The 19,394-nt window shown below is 71.2% G+C and carries 19 protein-coding genes; 9 read left to right on the top strand and 10 right to left on the bottom strand.

Annotated elements, in window-relative coordinates:
- Positions 1 to 32 precede the first annotated feature (32 nt).
- Both AB0K18_RS41850 and AB0K18_RS41845 read left to right on the top strand, forming a co-directional pair.
- The gene (locus AB0K18_RS41850) at positions 33 to 1,004 is read left to right on the top strand and encodes a CPBP family intramembrane glutamic endopeptidase (RefSeq protein WP_364926344.1); all 972 of its coding nucleotides are present in this window, start codon (positions 33 to 35) and stop codon (positions 1,002 to 1,004) included.
- A 174-nt stretch (positions 1,005 to 1,178) separates the two neighbouring features.
- The gene (locus AB0K18_RS41845) at positions 1,179 to 4,226 is read left to right on the top strand and encodes a hypothetical protein (RefSeq protein WP_364926342.1); all 3,048 of its coding nucleotides are present in this window, start codon (positions 1,179 to 1,181) and stop codon (positions 4,224 to 4,226) included.
- 4 nt (positions 4,227 to 4,230) lie between these two features.
- Here AB0K18_RS41845 and AB0K18_RS41840 read toward each other — a convergent pair whose 3' ends face one another.
- Positions 4,231 to 4,629 (bottom strand): NUDIX domain-containing protein, encoded by a 399-nt coding sequence (locus tag AB0K18_RS41840; protein ID WP_364926340.1) that lies wholly within the window; start codon positions 4,627 to 4,629, stop codon positions 4,231 to 4,233.
- A 17-nt stretch (positions 4,630 to 4,646) separates the two neighbouring features.
- On the opposite strand from AB0K18_RS41840, the gene AB0K18_RS41835 reads away from it, so the two are divergent.
- The 3 genes from AB0K18_RS41835 to AB0K18_RS41825 all read left to right on the top strand — a co-directional run bounded on the left by AB0K18_RS41835 (position 4,647) and on the right by AB0K18_RS41825 (position 7,002).
- Positions 4,647 to 5,330 carry a DUF6758 family protein gene (locus AB0K18_RS41835; RefSeq protein WP_364926339.1) on the top strand — a complete coding sequence of 228 codons (684 nt, stop codon included), beginning with the start codon at positions 4,647 to 4,649 and terminating at the stop codon, positions 5,328 to 5,330.
- A gap of 52 nt (positions 5,331 to 5,382) precedes the next feature.
- Positions 5,383 to 6,099 (top strand): MBL fold metallo-hydrolase, encoded by a 717-nt coding sequence (locus AB0K18_RS41830; RefSeq protein ID WP_364926337.1) that lies wholly within the window; start codon positions 5,383 to 5,385, stop codon positions 6,097 to 6,099.
- A gap of 63 nt (positions 6,100 to 6,162) precedes the next feature.
- Positions 6,163 to 7,002, top strand: coding sequence for a PD-(D/E)XK nuclease family protein (locus AB0K18_RS41825; protein ID WP_364926335.1), 840 nt, complete (start codon positions 6,163 to 6,165; stop codon positions 7,000 to 7,002).
- A 9-nt stretch (positions 7,003 to 7,011) separates the two neighbouring features.
- Here the strand turns inward: AB0K18_RS41825 and AB0K18_RS41820 are convergent, their stop codons facing one another.
- The 3 genes from AB0K18_RS41820 to AB0K18_RS41810 form a co-directional block, all read right to left on the bottom strand.
- On the bottom strand, positions 7,012 to 7,911 hold the full coding sequence (locus AB0K18_RS41820) for an oxygenase MpaB family protein (RefSeq protein WP_364926333.1): 900 nt from the start codon (positions 7,909 to 7,911) through the stop codon (positions 7,012 to 7,014).
- 13 nt (positions 7,912 to 7,924) lie between these two features.
- Entirely contained in the window at positions 7,925 to 8,815 is an 891-nt protein-coding gene (locus AB0K18_RS41815; RefSeq protein WP_364926331.1) for an alpha/beta hydrolase, read from the bottom strand.
- Positions 8,816 to 9,195: 380 nt separating this feature from the next.
- On the bottom strand, positions 9,196 to 11,193 hold the full coding sequence (locus AB0K18_RS41810; protein ID WP_364926329.1) for a DEAD/DEAH box helicase: 1,998 nt from the start codon (positions 11,191 to 11,193) through the stop codon (positions 9,196 to 9,198).
- 351 nt (positions 11,194 to 11,544) lie between these two features.
- Between AB0K18_RS41810 and AB0K18_RS41805 the strand changes: the two genes are divergently transcribed.
- Positions 11,545 to 12,189: a ferritin-like fold-containing protein gene (locus AB0K18_RS41805; protein WP_364926327.1), complete on the top strand. Its 645-nt coding sequence runs from the start codon at positions 11,545 to 11,547 to the stop codon at positions 12,187 to 12,189.
- Positions 12,190 to 13,170: 981 nt separating this feature from the next.
- On the opposite strand, the gene AB0K18_RS41800 is transcribed toward AB0K18_RS41805, so the two are convergent.
- From AB0K18_RS41800 to ligD (AB0K18_RS41780), 5 genes are all read right to left on the bottom strand, one after another.
- Positions 13,171 to 13,404 carry a DUF3107 domain-containing protein gene (locus tag AB0K18_RS41800; RefSeq protein ID WP_345389806.1) on the bottom strand — a complete coding sequence of 78 codons (234 nt, stop codon included), beginning with the start codon at positions 13,402 to 13,404 and terminating at the stop codon, positions 13,171 to 13,173.
- Between the two features lie 88 nt (positions 13,405 to 13,492).
- The gene (locus AB0K18_RS41795) at positions 13,493 to 14,113 is read right to left on the bottom strand and encodes a TetR/AcrR family transcriptional regulator (protein ID WP_355426440.1); all 621 of its coding nucleotides are present in this window, start codon (positions 14,111 to 14,113) and stop codon (positions 13,493 to 13,495) included.
- A gap of 123 nt (positions 14,114 to 14,236) precedes the next feature.
- Positions 14,237 to 14,443 carry a hypothetical protein gene (locus tag AB0K18_RS41790; protein WP_364926325.1) on the bottom strand — a complete coding sequence of 69 codons (207 nt, stop codon included), beginning with the start codon at positions 14,441 to 14,443 and terminating at the stop codon, positions 14,237 to 14,239.
- A 44-nt stretch (positions 14,444 to 14,487) separates the two neighbouring features.
- Positions 14,488 to 15,360, bottom strand: a complete 873-nt coding sequence (ligD, locus tag AB0K18_RS41785; RefSeq protein WP_364926323.1) for a non-homologous end-joining DNA ligase — start codon at positions 15,358 to 15,360, stop codon at positions 14,488 to 14,490.
- Entirely contained in the window at positions 15,357 to 16,259 is a 903-nt protein-coding gene (gene ligD / locus AB0K18_RS41780) for a non-homologous end-joining DNA ligase (protein WP_364926321.1), read from the bottom strand. Before ligD (AB0K18_RS41780) ends, ligD (AB0K18_RS41785) begins: the two co-directional genes overlap by 4 nt.
- A 59-nt stretch (positions 16,260 to 16,318) precedes the next feature.
- Here ligD (AB0K18_RS41780) and AB0K18_RS41775 point away from each other — a divergent pair, with 59 nt between their 5' ends.
- Both AB0K18_RS41775 and lepB read left to right on the top strand, forming a co-directional pair.
- Entirely contained in the window at positions 16,319 to 17,209 is an 891-nt protein-coding gene (locus tag AB0K18_RS41775; protein ID WP_364926319.1) for a Ku protein, read from the top strand.
- Positions 17,210 to 17,259: 50 nt separating this feature from the next.
- Entirely contained in the window at positions 17,260 to 17,712 is a 453-nt protein-coding gene (lepB, locus tag AB0K18_RS41770; protein ID WP_364926317.1) for a signal peptidase I, read from the top strand.
- 79 nt (positions 17,713 to 17,791) lie between these two features.
- Here the strand turns inward: lepB and AB0K18_RS41765 are convergent, their stop codons facing one another.
- Entirely contained in the window at positions 17,792 to 17,932 is a 141-nt protein-coding gene (locus AB0K18_RS41765) for an Arc family DNA-binding protein (protein ID WP_364926413.1), read from the bottom strand.
- 46 nt (positions 17,933 to 17,978) lie between these two features.
- Between AB0K18_RS41765 and AB0K18_RS41760 the strand changes: the two genes are divergently transcribed.
- Positions 17,979 to 19,130, top strand: coding sequence for a transposase (locus AB0K18_RS41760; RefSeq protein ID WP_364926315.1), 1,152 nt, complete (start codon positions 17,979 to 17,981; stop codon positions 19,128 to 19,130).
- Positions 19,131 to 19,394 lie beyond the last annotated feature (264 nt).

Here is a 19,394-nt window from a genome sequence, read left to right as displayed (position 1 = left end):
ACTATTGCGCATGGGACGGACAGAATAGGGAGATGCAGGAGAAACCAGGGCCCCAATTTCCGCACGGCGGCTATCCGTATCCGCCTCCGCAGCCGTCCTGGTTCCTGCCGATCCCGCGCGGGGCCCGTTATGACCACCTGGCGAGGAACCCCGCGACGCGGCCGTGGCAGGCGATCGTCGGCACGATCATCGTGGCGGTCGCGTTCGTGGTCATCAACGTCGTGGTGGTCCTCGCGTTCTCGGTCGTGACGGCCCTGTTCGGCCTGCCGCAGCCGTTCCTGCCGAACGGAGTGCCGAAGGGCACGCCCACCGGACTGGCCATGACGCTGCTCGGGCTCGCGCTCGTGCTGCCGCTGGTGCTCGGCACGGCGGCGCTCGTCCAGCGGCGCCCTCCCGGGACGCTGTCGTCCGTGGCCGGGCGGCTGCGCTGGAGGTGGCTGCTGAGCTGCGCGGCGCTGGGGCTGCTCGCGATGGTGCTCGGGCAGCTCGCCCAGTACGCCGTGCTGTCCTCGGCCGGCCTGGACACCGAGCTGTTCGGCTGGGCCGGATGGGACGTCTTCCTGCCGTTGCTCGTCGTGATCGTGCTGCTGGTGCCCTTCCAGGCGGCGGCCGAGGAGTACATGTTCCGCGGCTGGTTCATCCAGGCAGTCGGCGCCCACGTGCGCAACCCCGTCTGGTCGATCCTCATCGGGGCGGTGCTGTTCGCCTCGGTGCACGGCTATTCGTGGGCCGGGCTGGTCGACGTGTTCGCGTTCGGGGCGGTCATGGGGTGGCTGAGCGTGCGTACCGGAGGGCTGGAGGCGGCGATCTCGCTGCACGTGCTCAACAACGTCATCGCCTTCAGCATGAGCGCCGCCGCGGGGCAGCTCCAGGACGCCCTGGATCAGGCGAAGACGCCGGTGCCCTGGCAGGCGTTGGCGGGAACCGTGGTGCAGCTCGGGGTGTATGCGTTTGGTGTGATGTATCTAGCCAAAAAGCGGTCGATTAGCACTATTTCGCAATAAATAGGGCGGAAGGTGCGGGGAATCTCGCTAGAGAGGTCTCGCTATTCCGGCTGAGTCATGCTGGTCTGGATGCTGTCAGGGACGGCGAGGGCTCCCGCCCGGACCTCCCTGGAACGGTCCGCGACAGCGGCCTGGAACGACCTGTACGACTAGTCCGACTAGGAGGTACGGCGCGTGGCCTCCGGCCCCAGCGAACCGCCACGGCGATCGCCGGAAGACGACGAGCCCCGTACCGAGGGATCGTCCGACCCCCAGCCGCCTGCCGACGAGCCCAGGATCAGCCATTCGCCGCCCGGTCCCACCGACGATCGGGCCAGAGGGCTGCCCCTGGCCTCTCCGTGGGGCATGCCGCCCTTCGCCGCCCCCATCCCCGACGAGGAGCCAGAGCCGCCCAAGGGACGGCGGCCGTACAGCTCGCCGACGGCCGAGCCCGACGTGGAGCCGCGCCGCCGGCCGCGCCGGATCGTCAACCGGCCGGACAAACTGGTCGCCGGCGGCCCGCTCAGCAGGGAGCAGCCAGGCCAGGAGAGCCGCCCGGGCCGGGAGCAGTCCGGCCAGGAGCGCCGTCCGGGTGAGGTCACCCAGCCGCTGGCCGCCGCCCCCGGCGCGCCCGTTCAGGACGCTCCCGCCCAGGATGCTCCCGCCCAGGACGCTCCCGCCCAGGGACGCGGGGAGACGCGAGGGGAGGACCGTCCGCCGCTCTCCGCCGTCGAGGCCGGTGCTCGTGCGGACCGGGAGCCGCCGCCGTACCGGCTGGTCTATCCGATCCCGTCGCGCGACACCCCGCCCGAGCAGGAGAACGGCGAGGAAGAGGTGCGGCGGGTGGGCCGCCCGCCGGCGGGCCGCCCCACCCGGCCGGACCTGCTGGTCGCGGCCGGCCCCGCACGCCCGCAGGGCGGACGCCACCACAGAGGCCCGGCGCCGTCCGCGATCCGCCGCGCGGGGCCGGTGCGCAGGGGCAGCAGGGCCGTCCCCGTCGTGCTCACCGTGGCCGCCGCCATGCTGGTGGCCACCGGCGTGCTGGTGTGGCAGTGGGCCGGCGACGAGGCCCCCGCGCTGCGCCTGGAGGCGGGCACGGGACGGTCGGGCGACGAGTTGTTCACCGTCCCCGCCGCGGGCGACGGCGTCAACCAGAAGCTCAACGACATGACCTCGGTGGGCAAGGCGGTGGTGGCGGTCGGCAGCGACACGACCAGCCCGACCCCGCGCCCGCTCTTCCTGTTCTCGCCCGACGGCGGCAAGCGCTGGCAGCTCGGCCAGGTCAACGGCACCTCGGCCACCCCCACCGTACGCCGGGTCGTCGGCGGCGACGGCCGCTGGCTGGCCAGCGGCGGCGACGAGGCCACCGGCGAGCGCGGCCTGTGGACCAGCACCGACGGCTACAGCTGGACGGCCGTGCCGTCGTCGCGCCTCGGCGCGTTCAGGGACGGCGACCAGATCGCGGACATCGCGCGCACGAAGTCCGGCTTCGTCGCGGTAGGCCGCACCAGGGGCGCGGGCGGCGGCCTCAATGGCGGCACGGCCCCGGCGGCGTGGCGCTCGGCCGACGGCGCCGCCTGGGAGCGCGCCGAGCTGAGCGAGCCAGGCGTCCGTGAGCTCAGGGCCGTCGTGGCCAAGGGCGACACGGTCGTGGCCATCGGAGTACCCGCGGACGGCGAGGGATCGCGGGTGCTCCGATCGGCCGACGGCGGTCGCGCCTGGCAGGCGACCGGCTTCCAGCTTCCCGAGGCGGCCGACCCACGGGCGGGCACGGTGGCGGCGCTGCCCAAGCGGTTCGTGCTGGTGCCGACGCGGCGGCGGACGGTCGAGGGGGACGTCCGCGTCTACTGCTCGCCGACCGGCGCGCAGTGGTCGCAGTGCGGCTCCATCCGCGGGCTCGACGCCGCGAGCACCGGCGTGGAGTCGCTGATCGCGTACCCGTCGGGCGTGGCGGCCATCGCGCAGGCCGGCATCGGTGGCTACTCGGTGCTGATCAGCGCCGACGGGCGCGACTGGGACAAGCGGGCCGAGCTGGGCGACCTGACGGGGGCGACGCTGCGCGGGTTCACGATCGCGGAGGGCGGCACGCTGTTCGCGGGCGGCGACCGGGCGGCGTCCGACGTGGACAACCAGCTCGTGCTCATGGCCGCGCCGCAGCGCGGGTCCGCCACACAGGTACGCCTCGGCGACGTCGAGGGCCTGACCAGGATGGCCCGCGAGACCAACGCGCTGGCCGCGTACGACGGCAGGTACGTCGCGGTCGGCTCGGCCTCGGGCGACGCCGGCCTGTGGACGATCAGGAACTGGCAGAGCTGGAAGTCGATGAGCCTGGGCGGCCCCGGCAGGCAGACGCTGGAGGACGTCGCGCACGGCGCCCGCGGCTGGCTCGCCGTCGGCGGCACCCAGACGAACGTCTCGCTCACCGACCCCCTCCTCGTCACCTCGCGGGACGGCGAGAACTGGAAGCGGGTCGACGTCACCGGCGACCTGGCCCGCCCCCAGAACGACCCGTTCCTGCAGACCCACGTCGTCACCGCGGGCAAGAAGGGTTACGTGGTGGCCGGCGAGGCGCGCGACCAGGCGGGCGTGACCGGCGCGGCGATGTGGTTCACGCCCGACACGCGCAAGTACACGCGCTCGGAGAAGCTGCCGCAGGGCGGCGCCGGCGTCCGCGTCCACGACGTGGTCGCGGTCGGCGACGGGTTCGTGGCGGTCGGCGGCAAGGGGACGGGTGACCGCGAGGACGCCGTGGTCTGGCACTCGGAAGACGGACTCAACTGGCGGGCTCGCGAGCCCGCGGCGCCACCCGGCGCCACCTCCGCGGGGCTCCGGCGGATCGTGGTGCACCAGGGCAAGCTCGTCGCGATCGGCACGGCGCCGGCCGACGGCGCGCGCCGCGCCTTCGCGGCGGTCTCCGACGACGACGGCGAGAGCTGGCAGACCACCTGGCTGCCCGCCGAGCGCGCGGCCGGCGTCTACGACCTCGCGGCGGCCGACGAGGGTCTGGTGGCGGTCGGCTGGCACGGCACGCAGGGCGAGGGCGACAGCGCGGCCTGGACGTCCCAGGACGGGCTGGCCTGGAGCCGCATGGAGCTCACCAAGGACCGGCTGGCCGGTCAGGGCGCGCAGTGGCTGTCGGCGGTGGCGGTGGCGGGCACGGAGGTGGTGGCGCTCGGGCGGTCCACGACGTACGACGCGGACCACCTGATCCTGTGGACCTCCAGCCTCACGTCAAGCAGGTAGGTGATCAGGGCCGGGGCAGCGCGTCCCACTCGGCCAGCGACTCCAGCAGGCCCTCGGTCAGCGGCAGCCGCGCCAGGTCGGCGCGGCCGCACCAGCGCACGTCCGCGGCGTCGTCACCGGCAGTGGCGACGCCGCCGGCGGCGGTCGCGAGATAGTCGCGGATCACGTACGTGACCCCGCCGGGCCCGGGCCGCTCCACCGTGCCGGCCAGGCGGCCCACCCGCACGTGCAGCCCGGTCTCCTCCAGCACCTCGCGCCGCAGCCCCGCCTCGTCCGTCTCGCCAGGCTCCAGACGGCCGCCGGGGATCGACCACATCCCCATGCCGGGCGGATGACCGCGCTGGACGAGCAGCAGCCGGTCAGAGCCGTCGAAAATGATCGCTCCGACACAATTTACGCGCACATGACCAAGATTACGACGTGATAACGAGGAGCGGTCTTGACGGGGCCGTACCGGAGAAAGCACCGTGGGTACTTGTGAGAGCGGCTCCAACCTGCCCGCGGTGTTTTGGCCCGCTTCACGGGCCGAGCGCCTGGTCGAGTGCGTATCGATGCGACACGCACGGCGACGTCCTGCCGTACCAGCCTCCGTGGCCGCCGACCAGCACCGCGCTGGAGGCGATCCGCAAGAGCTCGGTCGTGCCCGTGTGGCTGCCCTGGCCGTTGCCGGCCGGGTGGCTGGTGACGGGGTTCGGGGAGGTGGGCGATCAGCGTACGGGAGGGCGCGCCAGCCTGGTGGCGCTGAGCGGGCCCTCGCTGATGGAGGGACCCGCCGACCTGATCATCGTGGCCGAGGAGCCGGGCGTCGGCATCGGCGCGGGGTTCGCCGGCCTCGACGGGCCCGACCCCGGCGAGGGGTTCGACGCGGGGCCGCCCAACGCGAAGATCGCCGTACTCGGCCATCCCACCGCGCTGTGGTGCGTGGACGGCCAGGACGACCGCGCCGTGTACGCGGGCGAGGCCATGGGCAACTGGCTGTGGGCCATCGCCTGGCCGGCCGACGCGGGATGCGTGATCGCGCTCGCCGAGCTGTCCCTGATCGACGCCCGTGACCACGACCTGGATGTGCCGTTCGGGGCGTTCTCTCCGAGACTTGAGGATTAGGACGCGCGATCGAGATTCGCTCTGTCAGGCAGACGGGCTAGAGTTCGGAGGCGTGACAGCGCGTATCGAGCGAGTGGTGACCGAGGGTGTCGTCGAGATCGACGGCACCGAGCACAAGGTCGAGAACAACACGTGGATCGTGGGTGACGACGACGAGGTCATCGTCATCGACGCGGCGCGTGACGCCGAGAAGATCCTGGAGCAGGTGGGCGAGCGCGAAGTGCTCGCCGTCATCTGCACGGCGGGCCTGCCCGACCACGTCTCCGCGGCCATCGAGGTGGCCAGCAGGGACGAGGCCGTGGTGGCCCTGCACCCCAAGGACAAGCCCCTGTGGCGGGAGACCTGGCGGGAGACCTGGCCCGACATCGACATGGAGGACGACGGCATCTTCGAGGTGGCCGACGTCCAGCTCGACGTCATGGAGACGCCCGGAGTCACGCCCGGCGGCGTGTCGCTCTACTCCGAGGGTCTCAAGGCCGTCTTCACCGGCAAGGCCCTGCAGGCCGACGGCCCCGGCAAGCTCGGCGGCGAATACCCCGCCCTGGCCGACCAGCTCACCTCGATCGGCGGGCGGCTGTTCACGCTGCCGGCCGAGACGCGGGTGCTGCCCGTCCACGGTGACGAGGTCACGGTCGGCGACCTTGAGCCGCACTTCGACGACTGGGTGTCCGGCTCGCTGACCAGGAGCACCACCGAGCCCGAGAGCGAGGGGCCGCTCAGCGACGGCACCAAGATCTCCGGCATCTCGCTCAGCCCGGGCGACGACTAGGTGCAGGGGCAGCTTCCGCTCGAAGGGATGCCGCGGCGGCTCTATTCGTGCACGCCGTCGCGGTTGAACACCTGGCTCGACTGCCGCCGCCGCTACCGGTTCACCTATCTGGACCGGCCGCAGCCCTCCAAGGGCCCGGCGTGGGCGCACAACAGTGTGGGCGCGAGCGTCCACAACGCGCTGGCGGGGTGGTGGCGCGAGCCGTACGAGCGCCGCACGCCGCTGACGGCCGCCGTCCTGCTCACCAACGGGTGGATCACCGAGGGGTTCAGGGACGCCGAGCAGTCGGGGCGGTGGCTGGGCAGGGCCCGCGACCTCGTGTCCGGATATGTCGCGACTCTGGATCCTTCGGACGACCCGGTCGGCGTCGAGCGCACCGTCGCCACGCGGACCAAGGTCATCGCGCTGTCCGGCCGCATCGACCGGCTCGACCGGCGCGGTGACGAGCTGGTGGTCGTCGACTACAAGACCGGCCGCCGTCCGCTCACCCAGGACGACGCCCGCTCCTCGCTGGCCCTGGCCACCTACGCCGTGGCCGCCTCGACCATGATGCGCACCCCGTGCCGCACGGTCGAGCTGCACCACCTGCCCACGGGCGAGATCGTCGAGTGGCGCCACACCGAAGAGTCGCTGGCCCGCCACATCGCGCGCGCGGAAGAGATGGCCATGGAGGCCGCCGAGGCCGACGACCGCTACCGCGAGGCCGTCGCCACGCCGCAGGGCGCCCGGCGTGCGCCCGCCGACCGGCAGCCAGTCGGGCCCGCACAGGTGCCCGCCGACGTCGACAAGCTGTTCGCGCCCAACCCCGGGCCCATCTGCTCCTGGTGCGACTTCCGCCGCCACTGCCCCGAGGGCCAGGCGGCCGGTCCTGATCGCCAGCCCTGGGACGGCCTCGCCGAGTGACGGGGCCTTTCAGGCGGCGGTCTTCGGCCAGCGGCGGGGGTCGGTGAGGCCCTTGAGTCCCTTGCCGACGTCGTAGCCCGCCGCGCCGAGGCGTTCGCGCGCGCCCTGCAACATGTGGCGCGTGGCGGGCATGAAGGCCAGGTCGTGCACGGGCTCGGGCAGCGAGTTCAGCCCCAGCCTGAACGCCTTCAGCGCGGCCGTCACCGTGGCCTGCGGCACCTCGGGCAGCAGGCCGTACATCCGCCTGGCCCAGTCGGGCAGCGTGTAGTAGCACAGCGCGCCGAACGGGAAGTAGACCGGCTTGCCGGGTGACAGCAGGCGCAGCTCGCGCGGCAGCTTCGGCCACAGCAGGAACCGCACGGCCGACACCGCCTCCGGCGTCACCCGCAGCTGAGGGCGTACCTGCTTGAAGTAGGCCGCCAGCTCCGCGCACGAGCCCGGCACGTCCTCGGGGTGCAGCCCCACGTACCTGGCGCTCCTGCGCTGCTCGCGCAGGTAGCGGTCGGCCTGCCGCTCGGTGAGCCCGAGCCCGCCGCGCCTGGCCACCTCCAGGTACGACGACACCTCCGCGCAGTGCACCCACAGCAGCAGCTCGGGATCGTCCACCCGGTGCGTCCTGCCCGTCTCGGGATCGCGGATGCGCAGCGTTCTGTGGATGCCGCGCACCCGGCGGCCGATCTCGTCGGCCTCCTCAGGGCTGCCGAACGTCACCCGCCCCACGAAGTCGGCCGTGCGCCGCAGCCGGCCGAACGGGTCGTCCTGGAAGTCCGAGTTCTGCCAGACGCCGAGCATCGCCAGCGGGTGCAGCGCCTGCAGCATCAGGCCGCGTACGCCGCCCACCCACATCGACCGGTCGAGATGCACCTGCCAGGTCGCGCTCTGGGGCGGCTGAACGACGAGGTCGGTCATAGTGAACGAAGGATTACACGGCGCTGGACCTGGTGTCCAAAAAGTGCTTCTCGGCCGCGTTCCAGAACCTCACCAGCGCCGCCGCCGTCGTCTCCGGCGCCTCGACGGCGGGGGAGTGCACCGCGCCAGGCACGACCACGCAGTCGGCGCCGAGCTGGGCCGCCATGTCCGACTGCGCGTCGGGGGGCCAGCCGTCGTCGTGCTCGCCGTACAGGACCAGCGTGGGGATCTCGATCTCGCGCAGCTCGTCGGTACGGTCGCGCGTCGTCAGCACCTGCTCGGCCATGCGCGACAGCCCGACGGGGGAGTTGGCCAGCAGCCGCTTGCGCAGGAAGTCGACGATGTCGTCGGGAACGTCGTTGGCCAGTGCCTCCGGCTCGAACCTGGAGCGCCAGACATGTTCGAGGCCCAGCGTGGGGGCCTCCTCCATGATCTTCCTGCCGGCGTTGGCCCGCCTGCCCTCGATCGGGCCCGGGCCCGAGCTCATCAACGTGAACGAGGCGAACTTCGTCCGCCCGTCGATCACCGCCTCCCGCGCCACCAGGCCACCGAACGAGTGGCCCACCAGGTGGACCGGGTCGCCGTCACCCACCACCTGGGCCAGCGCGTCGACGTCGGCGCCCAGGGCCGCGCACGTGTAGGCGGCCGGGTCGTCGGGGCCCGGGGTCTCGTACTGGCCGCGCAGGTCGATCGCCACCACCCGGCGGCCCGACTGGGCCAGCGTCATCAGGACCGCGATGAAGTCCTCCTTGCTGCCCGTCAGCCCGGGGACCAGGAGCGCGGGCCAGCGCTCAACCACACCACTGACCGGCACCGCCTCCAGGGCCGCGAACGTGCCCTGTGGCGTCTCGATCTTCTGTGGTGCAACGCCAGGAGGCAGGTCGAGGAATCGCGGCGTACTCACGTGGGGCAACAATACCCAGAGGTCAGCGCCTCGACACCGGCATGCCGACGACGCCGGTGCGAGTCCTGACCGCTTGCGCCGAATGCCCGGATCGCCCCGCTAAGAGGAAAAGCGCCGCACCCGCTCCTGAAACGCCCCCACAGCCCGCCTCAGCCCTGAGAGCCCTCCACCCACCGCTGACCGCACCCGGACACGCCAGCGTCCCCCACAGCCCCGCACACGCCCTCCCTGGCCGCCCTCGGGCGCGCGGAACGCGCCCCTTCGGGCCCCCGCACGCGCCGAAGGCGTGCCGCCGGATGACCCCGTTCCCGCCGGAGGGCCCGGACGCGCGGAAGGCGCGCACCCACTGCGGGGTGCGCGCCTTCCTCGGTGCGTGCGGGTCAGCCGGCGCGGCGGCGGTTGCCGCCGCCACCGCCGCCACGGGGCTGGCGGCGCTGCTGCTTGCGCTCGGTGGCGGCCGACGGCGCGATGTCGTCGTCGTCCGTGGCCAGGTCGGGTGACTGGAAGATCACCGCGAACGGGCTCGGCGGGATGATCCGCTCCGGCTCCTTGCGCGGGGCCGGGGCCGGCGGCGTCGCCATGAAGCTCGGCTCGGGGTCGGACCACTCGGGCGCGGCCCTGCGCTCCTGCACCTGCTCGCGGGCAGCCTCGCGCGGGCGCTCCCGCACCGGCTCGCTCGCGGGAGCGACCTGCCGGGAAGCCTCACGCGACCCGGACGGCTCGGCGACCGGCGCGGCGGCCTCGACGGTCTCCGGCTCGGCGGCGACCCTGCGGGCCCGCGTGCGCCGCGCCGGCGCCTCCGCCTCCTCGTCGGCCGTCTCGGCGGGACGGCGTACGCGGGTGCGCTTGGGCGCCTCCGCCACCTCCTCCGCCTCGGCGGCGCTGCGACGGACCCGGGTGCGCCTGGCCGGCGCCTCGGGGGCGTCGGCGAGCGCCTGCTCGATGGCCGTGGAGGCGGCGCCCCTGCGCGTACGTGCGCGCCTGGACTCGCCAGCGGCCTCGATCTCGTCCGTCGTGAAGATCGCCGGAGTCTCCTCCGCGTTGTCGTTCACGCGGCTGTTCGGGGGGCTGTCCACGGGCTCGACCTCCGGCCTGTCGACGGATGCGGTCTCTGCCAGCTCCTTGCCACCGCGCGTACGGCGGCGCTGGCGCGGCGTACGGGCGGGACGCTCCTCGCGCTCGTCCCTGCGCCGCCCGCCACGCGTACGGATCCGGCCGGTCTCACCGAGGTCCTCGATGCGCTCGGCCGACAGCCCCGCCCGCGACCGGCTGGCGTGCGGCAGCACGCCCTTGGTGCCCTCGGGGATGTTGAGCTCGGAGTAGACGTGCGGCGAGGTCGAGTAGGTCTCCTCGGGCTCCGCGAACTCCAGGCCGAGCATCTGGTTGATCATCTTCCAGCGGGTCAGCTCCTCCCACTCCACGAACGTGACCGCGATGCCCGTGCGCCCGGCCCGGCCGGTGCGGCCGATGCGGTGCACGTAGGTCTTGTCGTCCGTGGGGCAGTCGTAGTTGACCACGTGGGTGACGTCGTCGATGTCGATGCCGCGCGCCGCCACGTCGGTGGCGACCAGCACGTCGATCTTGCCGTTGCGGAACGCCCGCAGCGCCTGCTCCCGCTGGCCCTGACCGAGGTCGCCGTGGACGGCCGCGACCGCGAAACCACGCGTGTCGAGCTGCTCGGCGACCATGTCACAGGCCCGCTTGGTCTCGCAGAAGACCATCGTGAGCCCGCGGCCATCCGCCTGCAGCAGGCGGGAGAGGATCTCGATCTTGTCCATCCGGTGCGTGCGCCACACGATCTGGCGTACCTGCGGCGTGGTCTCGCCCTCGCCGCTCTCCAGCTCGGCGCGTACGTGCGTCGGACGGTTGAGGTATTTGCGCGACAGCGCGACGATCTCGCCCGGCATCGTGGCCGAGAACAGCATCGTCTGCCGCTGCGCCGGGATGAGCTTGAAGATGCGCTCGATGTCGGGCAGGAAGCCCAGGTCGAGCATCCGGTCGGCCTCGTCGAGCACGAGCGAGGTGACCTGGCTCAGGTCGAGGTGCTTCTGCTTGACCAGGTCGAGCAGCCGGCCCGGGGTGCCGACGATGACGTCGACGCCTGCCTTGAGCGCCTCGATCTGCGGCTCGTACGCCCGGCCGCCGTACACGGTCAGAACTCGGGAGCCGAGCTTGCCCGCGGCGGTCACGAGGTCTTCGCTGACCTGCACGGCCAGCTCGCGGGTCGGTACGACGACCAGCCCGCGGGGCTTCTTGCGGTTCTTGCGCGGCTTGCCGATGCTCTGCAGCATCGCGATGCCGAACGCGTAGGTCTTTCCCGTGCCCGTGCGTGCCTGACCGATCAGGTCCTGGCCGCTCAGTGCGAGCGGGAGTGCCATCTCTTGGATGGGGAACGGTGTGACGATGCCCTCGGTCTCGAGGGCATCGGCGATCTCTGGTGTGACTCCGAGGTCTCGGAAAGTCGTCAGCGTGGCCTGCCTCAGTCTCAAATGAAGGCGGGCCTGCCGGGACCGACGGGCGGAAAACAGCCCCCGTGTCGTGGGTCCTCGCGGTAGAGCCAGCCCTCTCGCGTCATCAGCGACCGCGCACCCGGGGAATCGGGGGTTATCGGGTCATCAACCCGAATTAACACAGTGCGGTCGCACTTTCACAGAGCAGTGTACTCGATACCACAACGCTGACAGAGCTTGCGTATGTTCCCGAGATTTGGCCGAAGTACGCTGCCTTCCATGAAGGAGTCTCCTGGAGTCGTCGACCTGCTCGGTGTGCTGGCGTACGCGGAGCTCAGTGCGTACGCCCGCATGACCGAGGACGCCGCCACGCTGGCACCCACGCTGGCCGACCGCGCGGCGCTCAGCGAGCTGGCCGTCACCGAGTACGCCCACTTCCGCCTCCTGCGCGACCGGCTGGCCGAGCTCGGGGCCGATCCCGACGACGCCATGTCCCCTTTCGTGGACGCGCTGGACGCCTGGCACGCACAGACCCGGCCGGCCGACTGGCTGCAGGCGCTGGTCAAGACATACGTGGGGGAGGGCATCGCGCTCGACTTCTACCGGGAGGCCGCCCGCCACCTCGACCCGTCCATCGCCTCCCTGGTCGACGAGGTCCTGGTGGACGAGGAACGTTCCCGCTTCGCGGTGGAGGGGGTGCGGGCCGGCATCGCCGCCGACCCGACGGCGGCCGGCCGCCTCGCCCTGTGGGCCCGCCGCCTGGTGGGCGAGGCTTTGAGCCAGGGCCAGCAGGTGGCCTCGGTGCGGCCCGAGCTGGCGTTGCTGCTGATGGAGTCGCAGGCCGAGGAACACGCCGACATCTCCCGCCTCTTCGCCAAACTTACGGAGGCCCACAACAAACGCATGGCCGCCCTAGGCATCTGACCCCGCACCCCACCACCCCCCGCGACACCGCCCCTGGCGCCCAGCCCGCACTTGGGGGTGCGGGTTCCGGCGTGACCGCCCGCACTTCTGGGTGAGGTTCCGCATGATCGCTCGTAATCCCGGGGTGGGGGTTCCGGCCTGATCGCCCGCACTCTGTGCCGTGGTTCGCGTGGCCGTCCGGAACTTCAAGGATCGGTCCCTGGCGTGCACCCGGCTCACCGGCCAGCTCCCCTCCGCGGCGTGGGGCGGGGGCCGGTCGGGCCTTCTCGCCCCCTAGGAAGTGGGTCGAAAGGGTGGTGGAGGTTGGGCGGGTGGGGGGTTTCGGGAGGGTTGGGTGGCTTGTGGGAGGTGGGGTTGCGCTAACCGGCGGCACGCGGCGCGGAAGGGTTGTACCGTGCCGACATGAGGGCCTCGCGCCGCTACGGCAGTTCCTTGACGAGATGTGGGCCGAACCGCTGGGTATCCCGCGCTGTGCTGCGAAGGGAGAGCGCGGCCTGTCCGGCTGCGGAGCCGGGCCGGGCATGTGTCCCCCGCCCCCGCCGCCCCCGCGGTTGCCTCTTCCGCCGCTCCCCCCGCACCTGACCACCACCCGGCAACCGATCCGACCCCACCGGACGTCTTCCGGCGGCCGGGCTGAACGGTACGGACCGCCGCCCGGTGACCAGGTAGACGAAGGCCCTGCGCATGACGGGTGAAGGGCCCATCCGTGTGCTGCTTCGGCCGACGCCCACGCATGCGCCGGACAACCGTCGTGGTCGTCGCGATCGTGCCGTGGCCCGAGGTCGTCGGTCTGCGTGAGGGGGAGCCGGGACGAGCAGAGGACGGCCCTGGGCGAATCCGACCTACGGCCGGTCACGCGCATCGGACGCACCCTGCCTGCCGGCATGCCCGATGCGGCAGGCACATGTGGCCTGCGAAGCGGCGAGCGATGGAGGTCGGGGAAGGGTACGGCTCGGGCGGCCGTACCCTTCGCCTACAGACTCAGAGCGTGCCGCCGAAACCGACGGGGCGGGACTCGTCCTCCCCGATCTCGATGAACCCGAGCGAGGCCACCGGCACCACGACTCGCCTGCCCTTGACGTCGGTCAGGGCGAACACGCCGCCGCGATCGACGGACAGGGCGTTTCTGATCTCCTGCTCCACCTGGTCGGCGGAGAGGTCGGTCTCGACAACGAGTTCGCGGTGTACGGAGCGTACGCCGATCTTGACTTCCATGGTGGCTCCCTAGATGACGGGCTGGCTCACTTTCATCGTGGCCGGTCGGCCCCCCGAAAACGACGAATGATCGCGCCCAGCGAACGGGTTATGCCGTACGCGGAAAACCGCTGATGCCCCGCCACGCGAGCCGGGCCATGAGCTGCTCGGCCGCGTCCTTGGGGATGGAGCCGTGGGTGGTGACCCAGTAACGGGCGCTCACCTCGGCCATGCCGACCAGGCCCACACCGAGGAGATGGGCCTCGTCGCTGGTGCACCCGGTGTCCTCCTGGATCAGCTCGCTGACCATCTCCGCGCACTCCTGCAGCGACCGTTCGACCCGCTGCCGCACCGGCGCGACGTTGCGCAGGTCGGACTCGAAGACCAGCCGGAACGCCTCGCCCTGGGTGGAGACGAAGTCGAAGAACGCGCTGAACGTGGCCTGCACGCGCAGTTTGTTCTCCTGCGTGGAGGCCAGCGCCTCGCGGCAGCGGTTGACCATGTCGTCGACATGGAGGTCGAGCAGCGCGAGATAGAGCTCGAGCTTGCCGGGGAAGTGCTGGTAGAGCACGGGCTTGCTGACCCCGGCCCGGTCGGCGATCTCGTCCATGGCGGCCGCGTGATAGCCGTTCTCCACGAACACTTCCTGCGCGGCGCTCAGGAGCTGCCTGCGTCGGGCCAGGCGGGGCAGCCGGGTGCCCCGGGGCTTGGCATCCGGGGTTGCTGTCACGCGGGTCTCCATTGGTCTCTCAGCGAACTGTGCGGACATCCTACGTGCGGCCGGGCGCCGGCGTCGGCCGCAGCCGTCCGTCTTCGACCCCTTTCGCGCAGGTCACCGCCGCCGGGCCGGGGCTCAGCGGTAGTCGTCGTCGTCGAGCTCCACCACGCGGTCCTGGTCGGCCCCGTCGGCGGGGTCGACGTCGAGCGGCAGCTCCCTGCGCAGCCGCCCGGCGCTCTGGAGCATCTCGCGCTGCTGCTCGATCGCGTCGGCCTCAGGCGTCTCGATCGACAGCTCTTCCTCTTCGTCGATGTGCGGGCCCTCGTTCCCGCGAATGTCCATCTCCGACATCTTCGGCCCCCTTCTCGGTGTGGACGGAAACCAGACTACGCCCGGCGGAAAAGGTCGCCGTGCTTCTCCACTCTGGCGAGTACGTCGGACGCGGTGAACACCAGGTCGTCGGGGTGTTCGCAGCCCTCCACCTCTTTCCAGGTGAGCGGCGTCGACACGGTCGGCCGGTCCTTGGCCCGCAGCGAGTAGGGCGCCACGGTGGTCTTGGCCGGGTTGTTCTGCGACCAGTCGATGAACACCTTGCCGGGCCGCGCCTTCTTCGTCATCACGCTGACGACCTGGTCGGGGTGCTCCTTCTCCAGAAGCTGGGCCAGCCTCTTGGCGTACGCGGACGGCTCCTCGCGGCAGTCCCAGTCCGCGTACAGCTGCATGCCCTTGCTGCCGCTGGTCTTCGGCAGCGCGGTGAGCCCCTCGGCCTTCAGCACCTCGCGCAGCATGAGCGCCACCCGCGTGCACTCGACGATGGTGGCGGGCGGGCCAGGGTCGAGGTCGAACACCAGCGTGTCGGGCGGCAGCGCCTCCCCGTCGTCGTCCACGCGCCATTGGGGGACGTGCAGTTCGAGTGCGGCGAGGTTGGCGTAGTAGACGAGGGTGGGCAGGTCCTCGACGACGGCGAAGTCGATGGTCTCGCGGTTCTTGGTGCTGCCGGGCGCGGGCAGGTTGACGCGCCTGACCCAGTCGGGGGTGTGGTCGGGGGCGTTCTTCTCGAAGAAGGACTGTCCCGTCACGCCGTTGGGGAAGCGCTTGACGGTCAGGGGACGGCCCTGGAGGTGCGGCAGCAGGACGGGGGCGATGCGGCTGTAATAGTCGATGATCTCGGCCTTCGTGAACCCGTTGTCGGGATAGAGGACCTTGTCCAGGTTGCTCAGGGTGAGCTCGCGCCCGTCGACTTTGACCGGCACCTTCATCGCGTCACCTCCGCGGGGAGTTTGTCGGGGCGCAGGCCACGCCACACGGGGTGTCGCAACCGCTGTTCGTCGGTCCACATCGTGTAGGCCACCTCCCCTACGAGATCGGGCCTAACCCATCGATTTCGCCACGGCACCGGGTTCGCGAACGGGCTGTGAGGCACCTCCAGCGGGCGCAGCATCGCGTACAGGTCGTCCAGCACGGGCTCGGTGAAGCCGGTGCCGACGTGCCCCACGTACGTCAGCCCCCGCTCCGTGAACACCCCCACGAGCAGCGAGCCGATCCCGCCCGCGCGTCGCCCCTTGCCCGGCTTCCAGCCGCCGATGACGACCTCACGGGTGGTGAGGTTCTTGACCTTGACCCACCAGGGGGAGCGGACGCCGGGGCGGTAGGGGGAGTCGAGTCGCTTGGCGACCACGCCTTCGAGCCCCTGTTCAGAGGTGGCGGTGAGCAGGTCGGATTCGCCGGGGAAGTAGGGGGGAGCGCCGACGTCCAGCTCGTCGAGCAGGGCTCTGCGGTCGCGGTACGGCAGGTCGAACAGCGGCATGCCGTCGAGGTAGAGGAGGTCGAAGGGCAGGTACGTGACGGGGTAGCGCTTGAGCACGGCCGGCTCTGGGTCGGTGAGGTGCATGCGGTGCTGGAGGCGGATGAAGCTGGGCCTGCCGCGCGGGTCGAGTGCCACGACCTCGCCGTCGATCACCGCGTTCTTGATCCCGAACCCAGATATTTCCGGATAGCGGCGGGTGTACTCGGCTCCGTGCCTCCCCGTCACCCGTACCCCGCCGTCGAGGTGGATGAGGGCGCGGATGCCGTCCCACTTGACCTCCAGGCCGTACTGGTCGCGATCGGAGGGTAGCTCCCCGGGCACGGCGAGCATCGGTTCGACCGGGTATGGCATTGCTTGCCCCATGACGGGTATGTGCCCCATGGTGGGCCGTTGAGAGCTGAGGAGTGACCATGCGCAGCATCTGGAAAGGTGCGATCTCCTTCGGTCTGGTCACGATCCCGGTCAAGCTGTACTCCGCGACCGAGCAGAAGGACGTCAGCTTCCACCAGGTCCACCGCGAGGACGGCGGCCGCATCCGCTACAAGCGCGTCTGCACCCAGGACGGCGAAGAGGTGCCCTACTCCGACATCGCCAAGGGCTACGAGCTGGCCACCGGCGAGATGGTGGTGCTCACCGACGAGGACTTCGAGGACCTGCCGCTGAGCAGCTCGCGCAGGATCGACGTCCTGCAGTTCGCGCCCGTCGAGCAGATCGACCCCATCTACTTCGCCAAGTCGTACTACCTGGAGCCCGACGCGCAGGGCGCGAAGCCGTACGTGCTGCTGCGCAACGCCCTGGAGAGCTCAGGGCAGGTCGCCGTCGTCAAGGTGGCCCTGCGCCAGCGCGAGTCGCTGGCGACGCTGCGGGTCCGCGACGGCGTCTTCGTCCTGGAGACCATGCTCTGGCCGGACGAGATCCGCGTCCCCGACTTCCCGTTCCTCGAGGAGGACATCGAGGTACGCCCCCAAGAGCTCAAGATGGCCGAGTCCCTCATCGCCACCATGGAGTCGGACTTCGACCCGAGCGAGTACCACGACACCTACCGCGAGGCGTTGCAGCAGGTCATCGAGGCGAAGGTGGCCGGCAAGGAGGTCATCCCCGCCCAGGAGGAAGAGGAGGCCAAGCCCGCCGTGGACCTCATGGCGGCGCTGCGGGCCAGCGTGGAGGCCGCCAAGCGGGAACGCGAGGGCTCCTCCGCCAAGCCCAGGAAGGCGTCCGGCAAGTCGAAGGACTCCAAGGAGAAGGAGTCGAAGGAGGAGGAGAAGGCTCCGGCCAAGCGCAAGACCCGCAAGTCGGCCTGAACCAGCGCATCCCAGGCCCTTGGCCGACTCACCTGGGGCACAATCCCCTGGTGATTCGTACACGCTTATCCGCGCTGTCCCTCGCGTTGCTTCTGCCCGTCTCCGGCTGCGCGCTCGTCGACGTGGCCCTCGGTGGTTACCGGGCCACCATGCCGGGTGAGTCCATGGAAACGACGATCAGGATGGGGTCGCTCCTGACGGTCAGCCAAGCCGACGACTACGCGCCCCGGACCGGCGACATCATCATCTACCGCACGCCCGAAGGCTGGGCCGGCACCGTCGCGGGTAAGCGGCGCGTGGGGCGGGTCATCGGCGTACCGGGGAGCACGGTGAAGTGCTGCGTCACCGGTGGGCTGCTGGAGCTGAACGGCAAGCCGCTGGAAGAGCCCTATGTGACGATTCGCCCTTCCTCCCGCGTGGAGTTCGACATCCGTGTACCGCAGGGTCGCCTCTGGATCATGAACGACCACCGCCACGTCGCCAAGGACTCCCGCTACGGCTGATGCCCGCAGTGCTCCGGCTTTCAGGCCGGGGGTGAAGCGGGTCGTCCCGCGTGGCGGGGCAGGGAGGGGTGGATCGCCGTCAAGGTGATTCACCGTGTGCCTGGTCGGTGGTGAGCGCGGTCTCAAGCAGGTGCACGATCTGGGAGTTCAGGGATCGCCGCTCGGTTTCGGCGCGGGCGGCCACCTGGGCGTGCACGTTCTCGGGAAGCCGGAGCGTAATCCTGATTATGACATCATTGTAGTGTCAGGCTGGGTATGATCGGAGCGTGCAGCTCCGGTACAACGTCCGCCTCTACCCGACCCCGGGCCAGCAGACCGCGCTGGCGCGAGCGTTCGGGTGCGCGAGGGTGGTGTTCAACGATGGGCTGCGCGCACGGCAGCAAGCCCGCGCGGCCGGTCTGCCGTACATCTCGGACGGCGAACTGTCCAAGCGCATCATCACCGAGGCGAAGAAGACGCCGGAGCGGTCCTGGCTGGGCGAGGTGTCGGCGGTCGTGCTCCAGCAGGCGCTGGCCGACCTGAACACCGCCTACCGCAACTTCTTCGCCTCGGTGTCCGGCAAGCGGAAAGGGCCGAAGCTCGCCCCGCCCCGGTTGCGGTCCCGCAAGGACAACCGGCAGGCGATCCGCTTCACCCGCAACGCCCGCTTCCAGGTCACGGCGGGCGGGAAGCTGCGCCTGCCGAAGATCGGCGACGTCACGGTGCGCTGGTCGCGCCGCCTGCCGTCCGAGCCCTCCAGCGTGACGGTGGTCAAGGACGCGGCGGGCCGCTACTTCGCCTCGTTCGTGGTCGAGGCCGCCGAGCAGCCGCTGCCGCAGACGGCCGCCGAGGTCGGGATCGATCTCGGGCTGACGCATTTCGCGGTGCTGTCGGACGGCCGGAAGGTCGGCAACCCCCGGTTTCTGCGCCGCGCCGAACGCCGGTTGCGTAAGGCGCAGCAGGCCCTGTCCCGCAAGACGGCAGGGTCGAACAACCGCGCCAAGGCCGTGGTCAAGGTGGCCCGCGCCCACGCTCGGGTGGCCGACGCGCGCCGGGACTTCGCGCACAAGCTCTCCACGCAGATCATCCGTGACAACCAAGCGGTGATGGTGGAGGACCTGTGCGTGAAGGGCTTGGCCCGCACCCGGCTGGCCAAGTCCGTGCACGACGCCGGATGGTCGGCGTTCGTGACCATGCTGGAGTACAAGGCCGCCCGGTACGGCCGCACCCTGGTGAAGATCGACCGCTGGTTCCCCAGCAGCAAACTCTGCTCGGCATGCGGGACGGTCGCCGAGTCCATGCCGCTGAACGTCCGGTCGTGGACCTGCCCCTGCGGGACGGTCCACGACCGGGACGTCAACGCCGCCAACAACATCCTCGCCGCCGGACGGGCGGAGAGGCGAAACGCCTGCGGAGGGACCGTAAGACCCGCCGCCTAGCGGAGGGCAGGACCCGGTGAAACAGGAAGCCACAGAGGTGCCGCACACGCGGCACGGGCTGAATCCCCGGCCTTCAGGCCGGGGAGCGCGTCAATACATGGACTCTCCTGGGTGGTGGTGGTGGCGGCGGAACCATCGGGGTCACCGATGTGGAAGGCGTCGTCACCAAGATCGACCCACCGGCGCAGCAATAGCCGGCCGCCCGCCGGTAACCGACCTCACGGCCTCCCCGCCGGGCCGCCCGGCGTGACCGGCCGCCCGGCG

The organism is Nonomuraea sp. NPDC049421, assembly GCF_040677005.1.
Taxonomy (GTDB): domain Bacteria; phylum Actinomycetota; class Actinomycetes; order Streptosporangiales; family Streptosporangiaceae; genus Nonomuraea; species Nonomuraea salmonea.
This window is presented reverse-complemented; position numbering and strand designations above follow the sequence as displayed.

Coding starts and splice junctions, on each gene's coding strand:
- AB0K18_RS41805 (WP_364926327.1), top strand. CDS start 11,545: ATGAAGGAGTCTCCTGGAGTCGTCGACCTGCTCGGTGTGCTGGCGTAC.
- AB0K18_RS41810 (WP_364926329.1), bottom strand. CDS start 11,193: ATGGCACTCCCGCTCGCACTGAGCGGCCAGGACCTGATCGGTCAGGCA.
- ligD (WP_364926321.1), bottom strand. CDS start 16,259: ATGCCATACCCGGTCGAACCGATGCTCGCCGTGCCCGGGGAGCTACCC.
- AB0K18_RS41790 (WP_364926325.1), bottom strand. CDS start 14,443: ATGGACATTCGCGGGAACGAGGGCCCGCACATCGACGAAGAGGAAGAG.
- AB0K18_RS41820 (WP_364926333.1), bottom strand. CDS start 7,911: ATGACCGACCTCGTCGTTCAGCCGCCCCAGAGCGCGACCTGGCAGGTG.
- AB0K18_RS41775 (WP_364926319.1), top strand. CDS start 16,319: ATGCGCAGCATCTGGAAAGGTGCGATCTCCTTCGGTCTGGTCACGATC.
- AB0K18_RS41850 (WP_364926344.1), top strand. CDS start 33: ATGCAGGAGAAACCAGGGCCCCAATTTCCGCACGGCGGCTATCCGTAT.
- ligD (WP_364926323.1), bottom strand. CDS start 15,360: ATGAAGGTGCCGGTCAAAGTCGACGGGCGCGAGCTCACCCTGAGCAAC.
- AB0K18_RS41800 (WP_345389806.1), bottom strand. CDS start 13,404: ATGGAAGTCAAGATCGGCGTACGCTCCGTACACCGCGAACTCGTTGTC.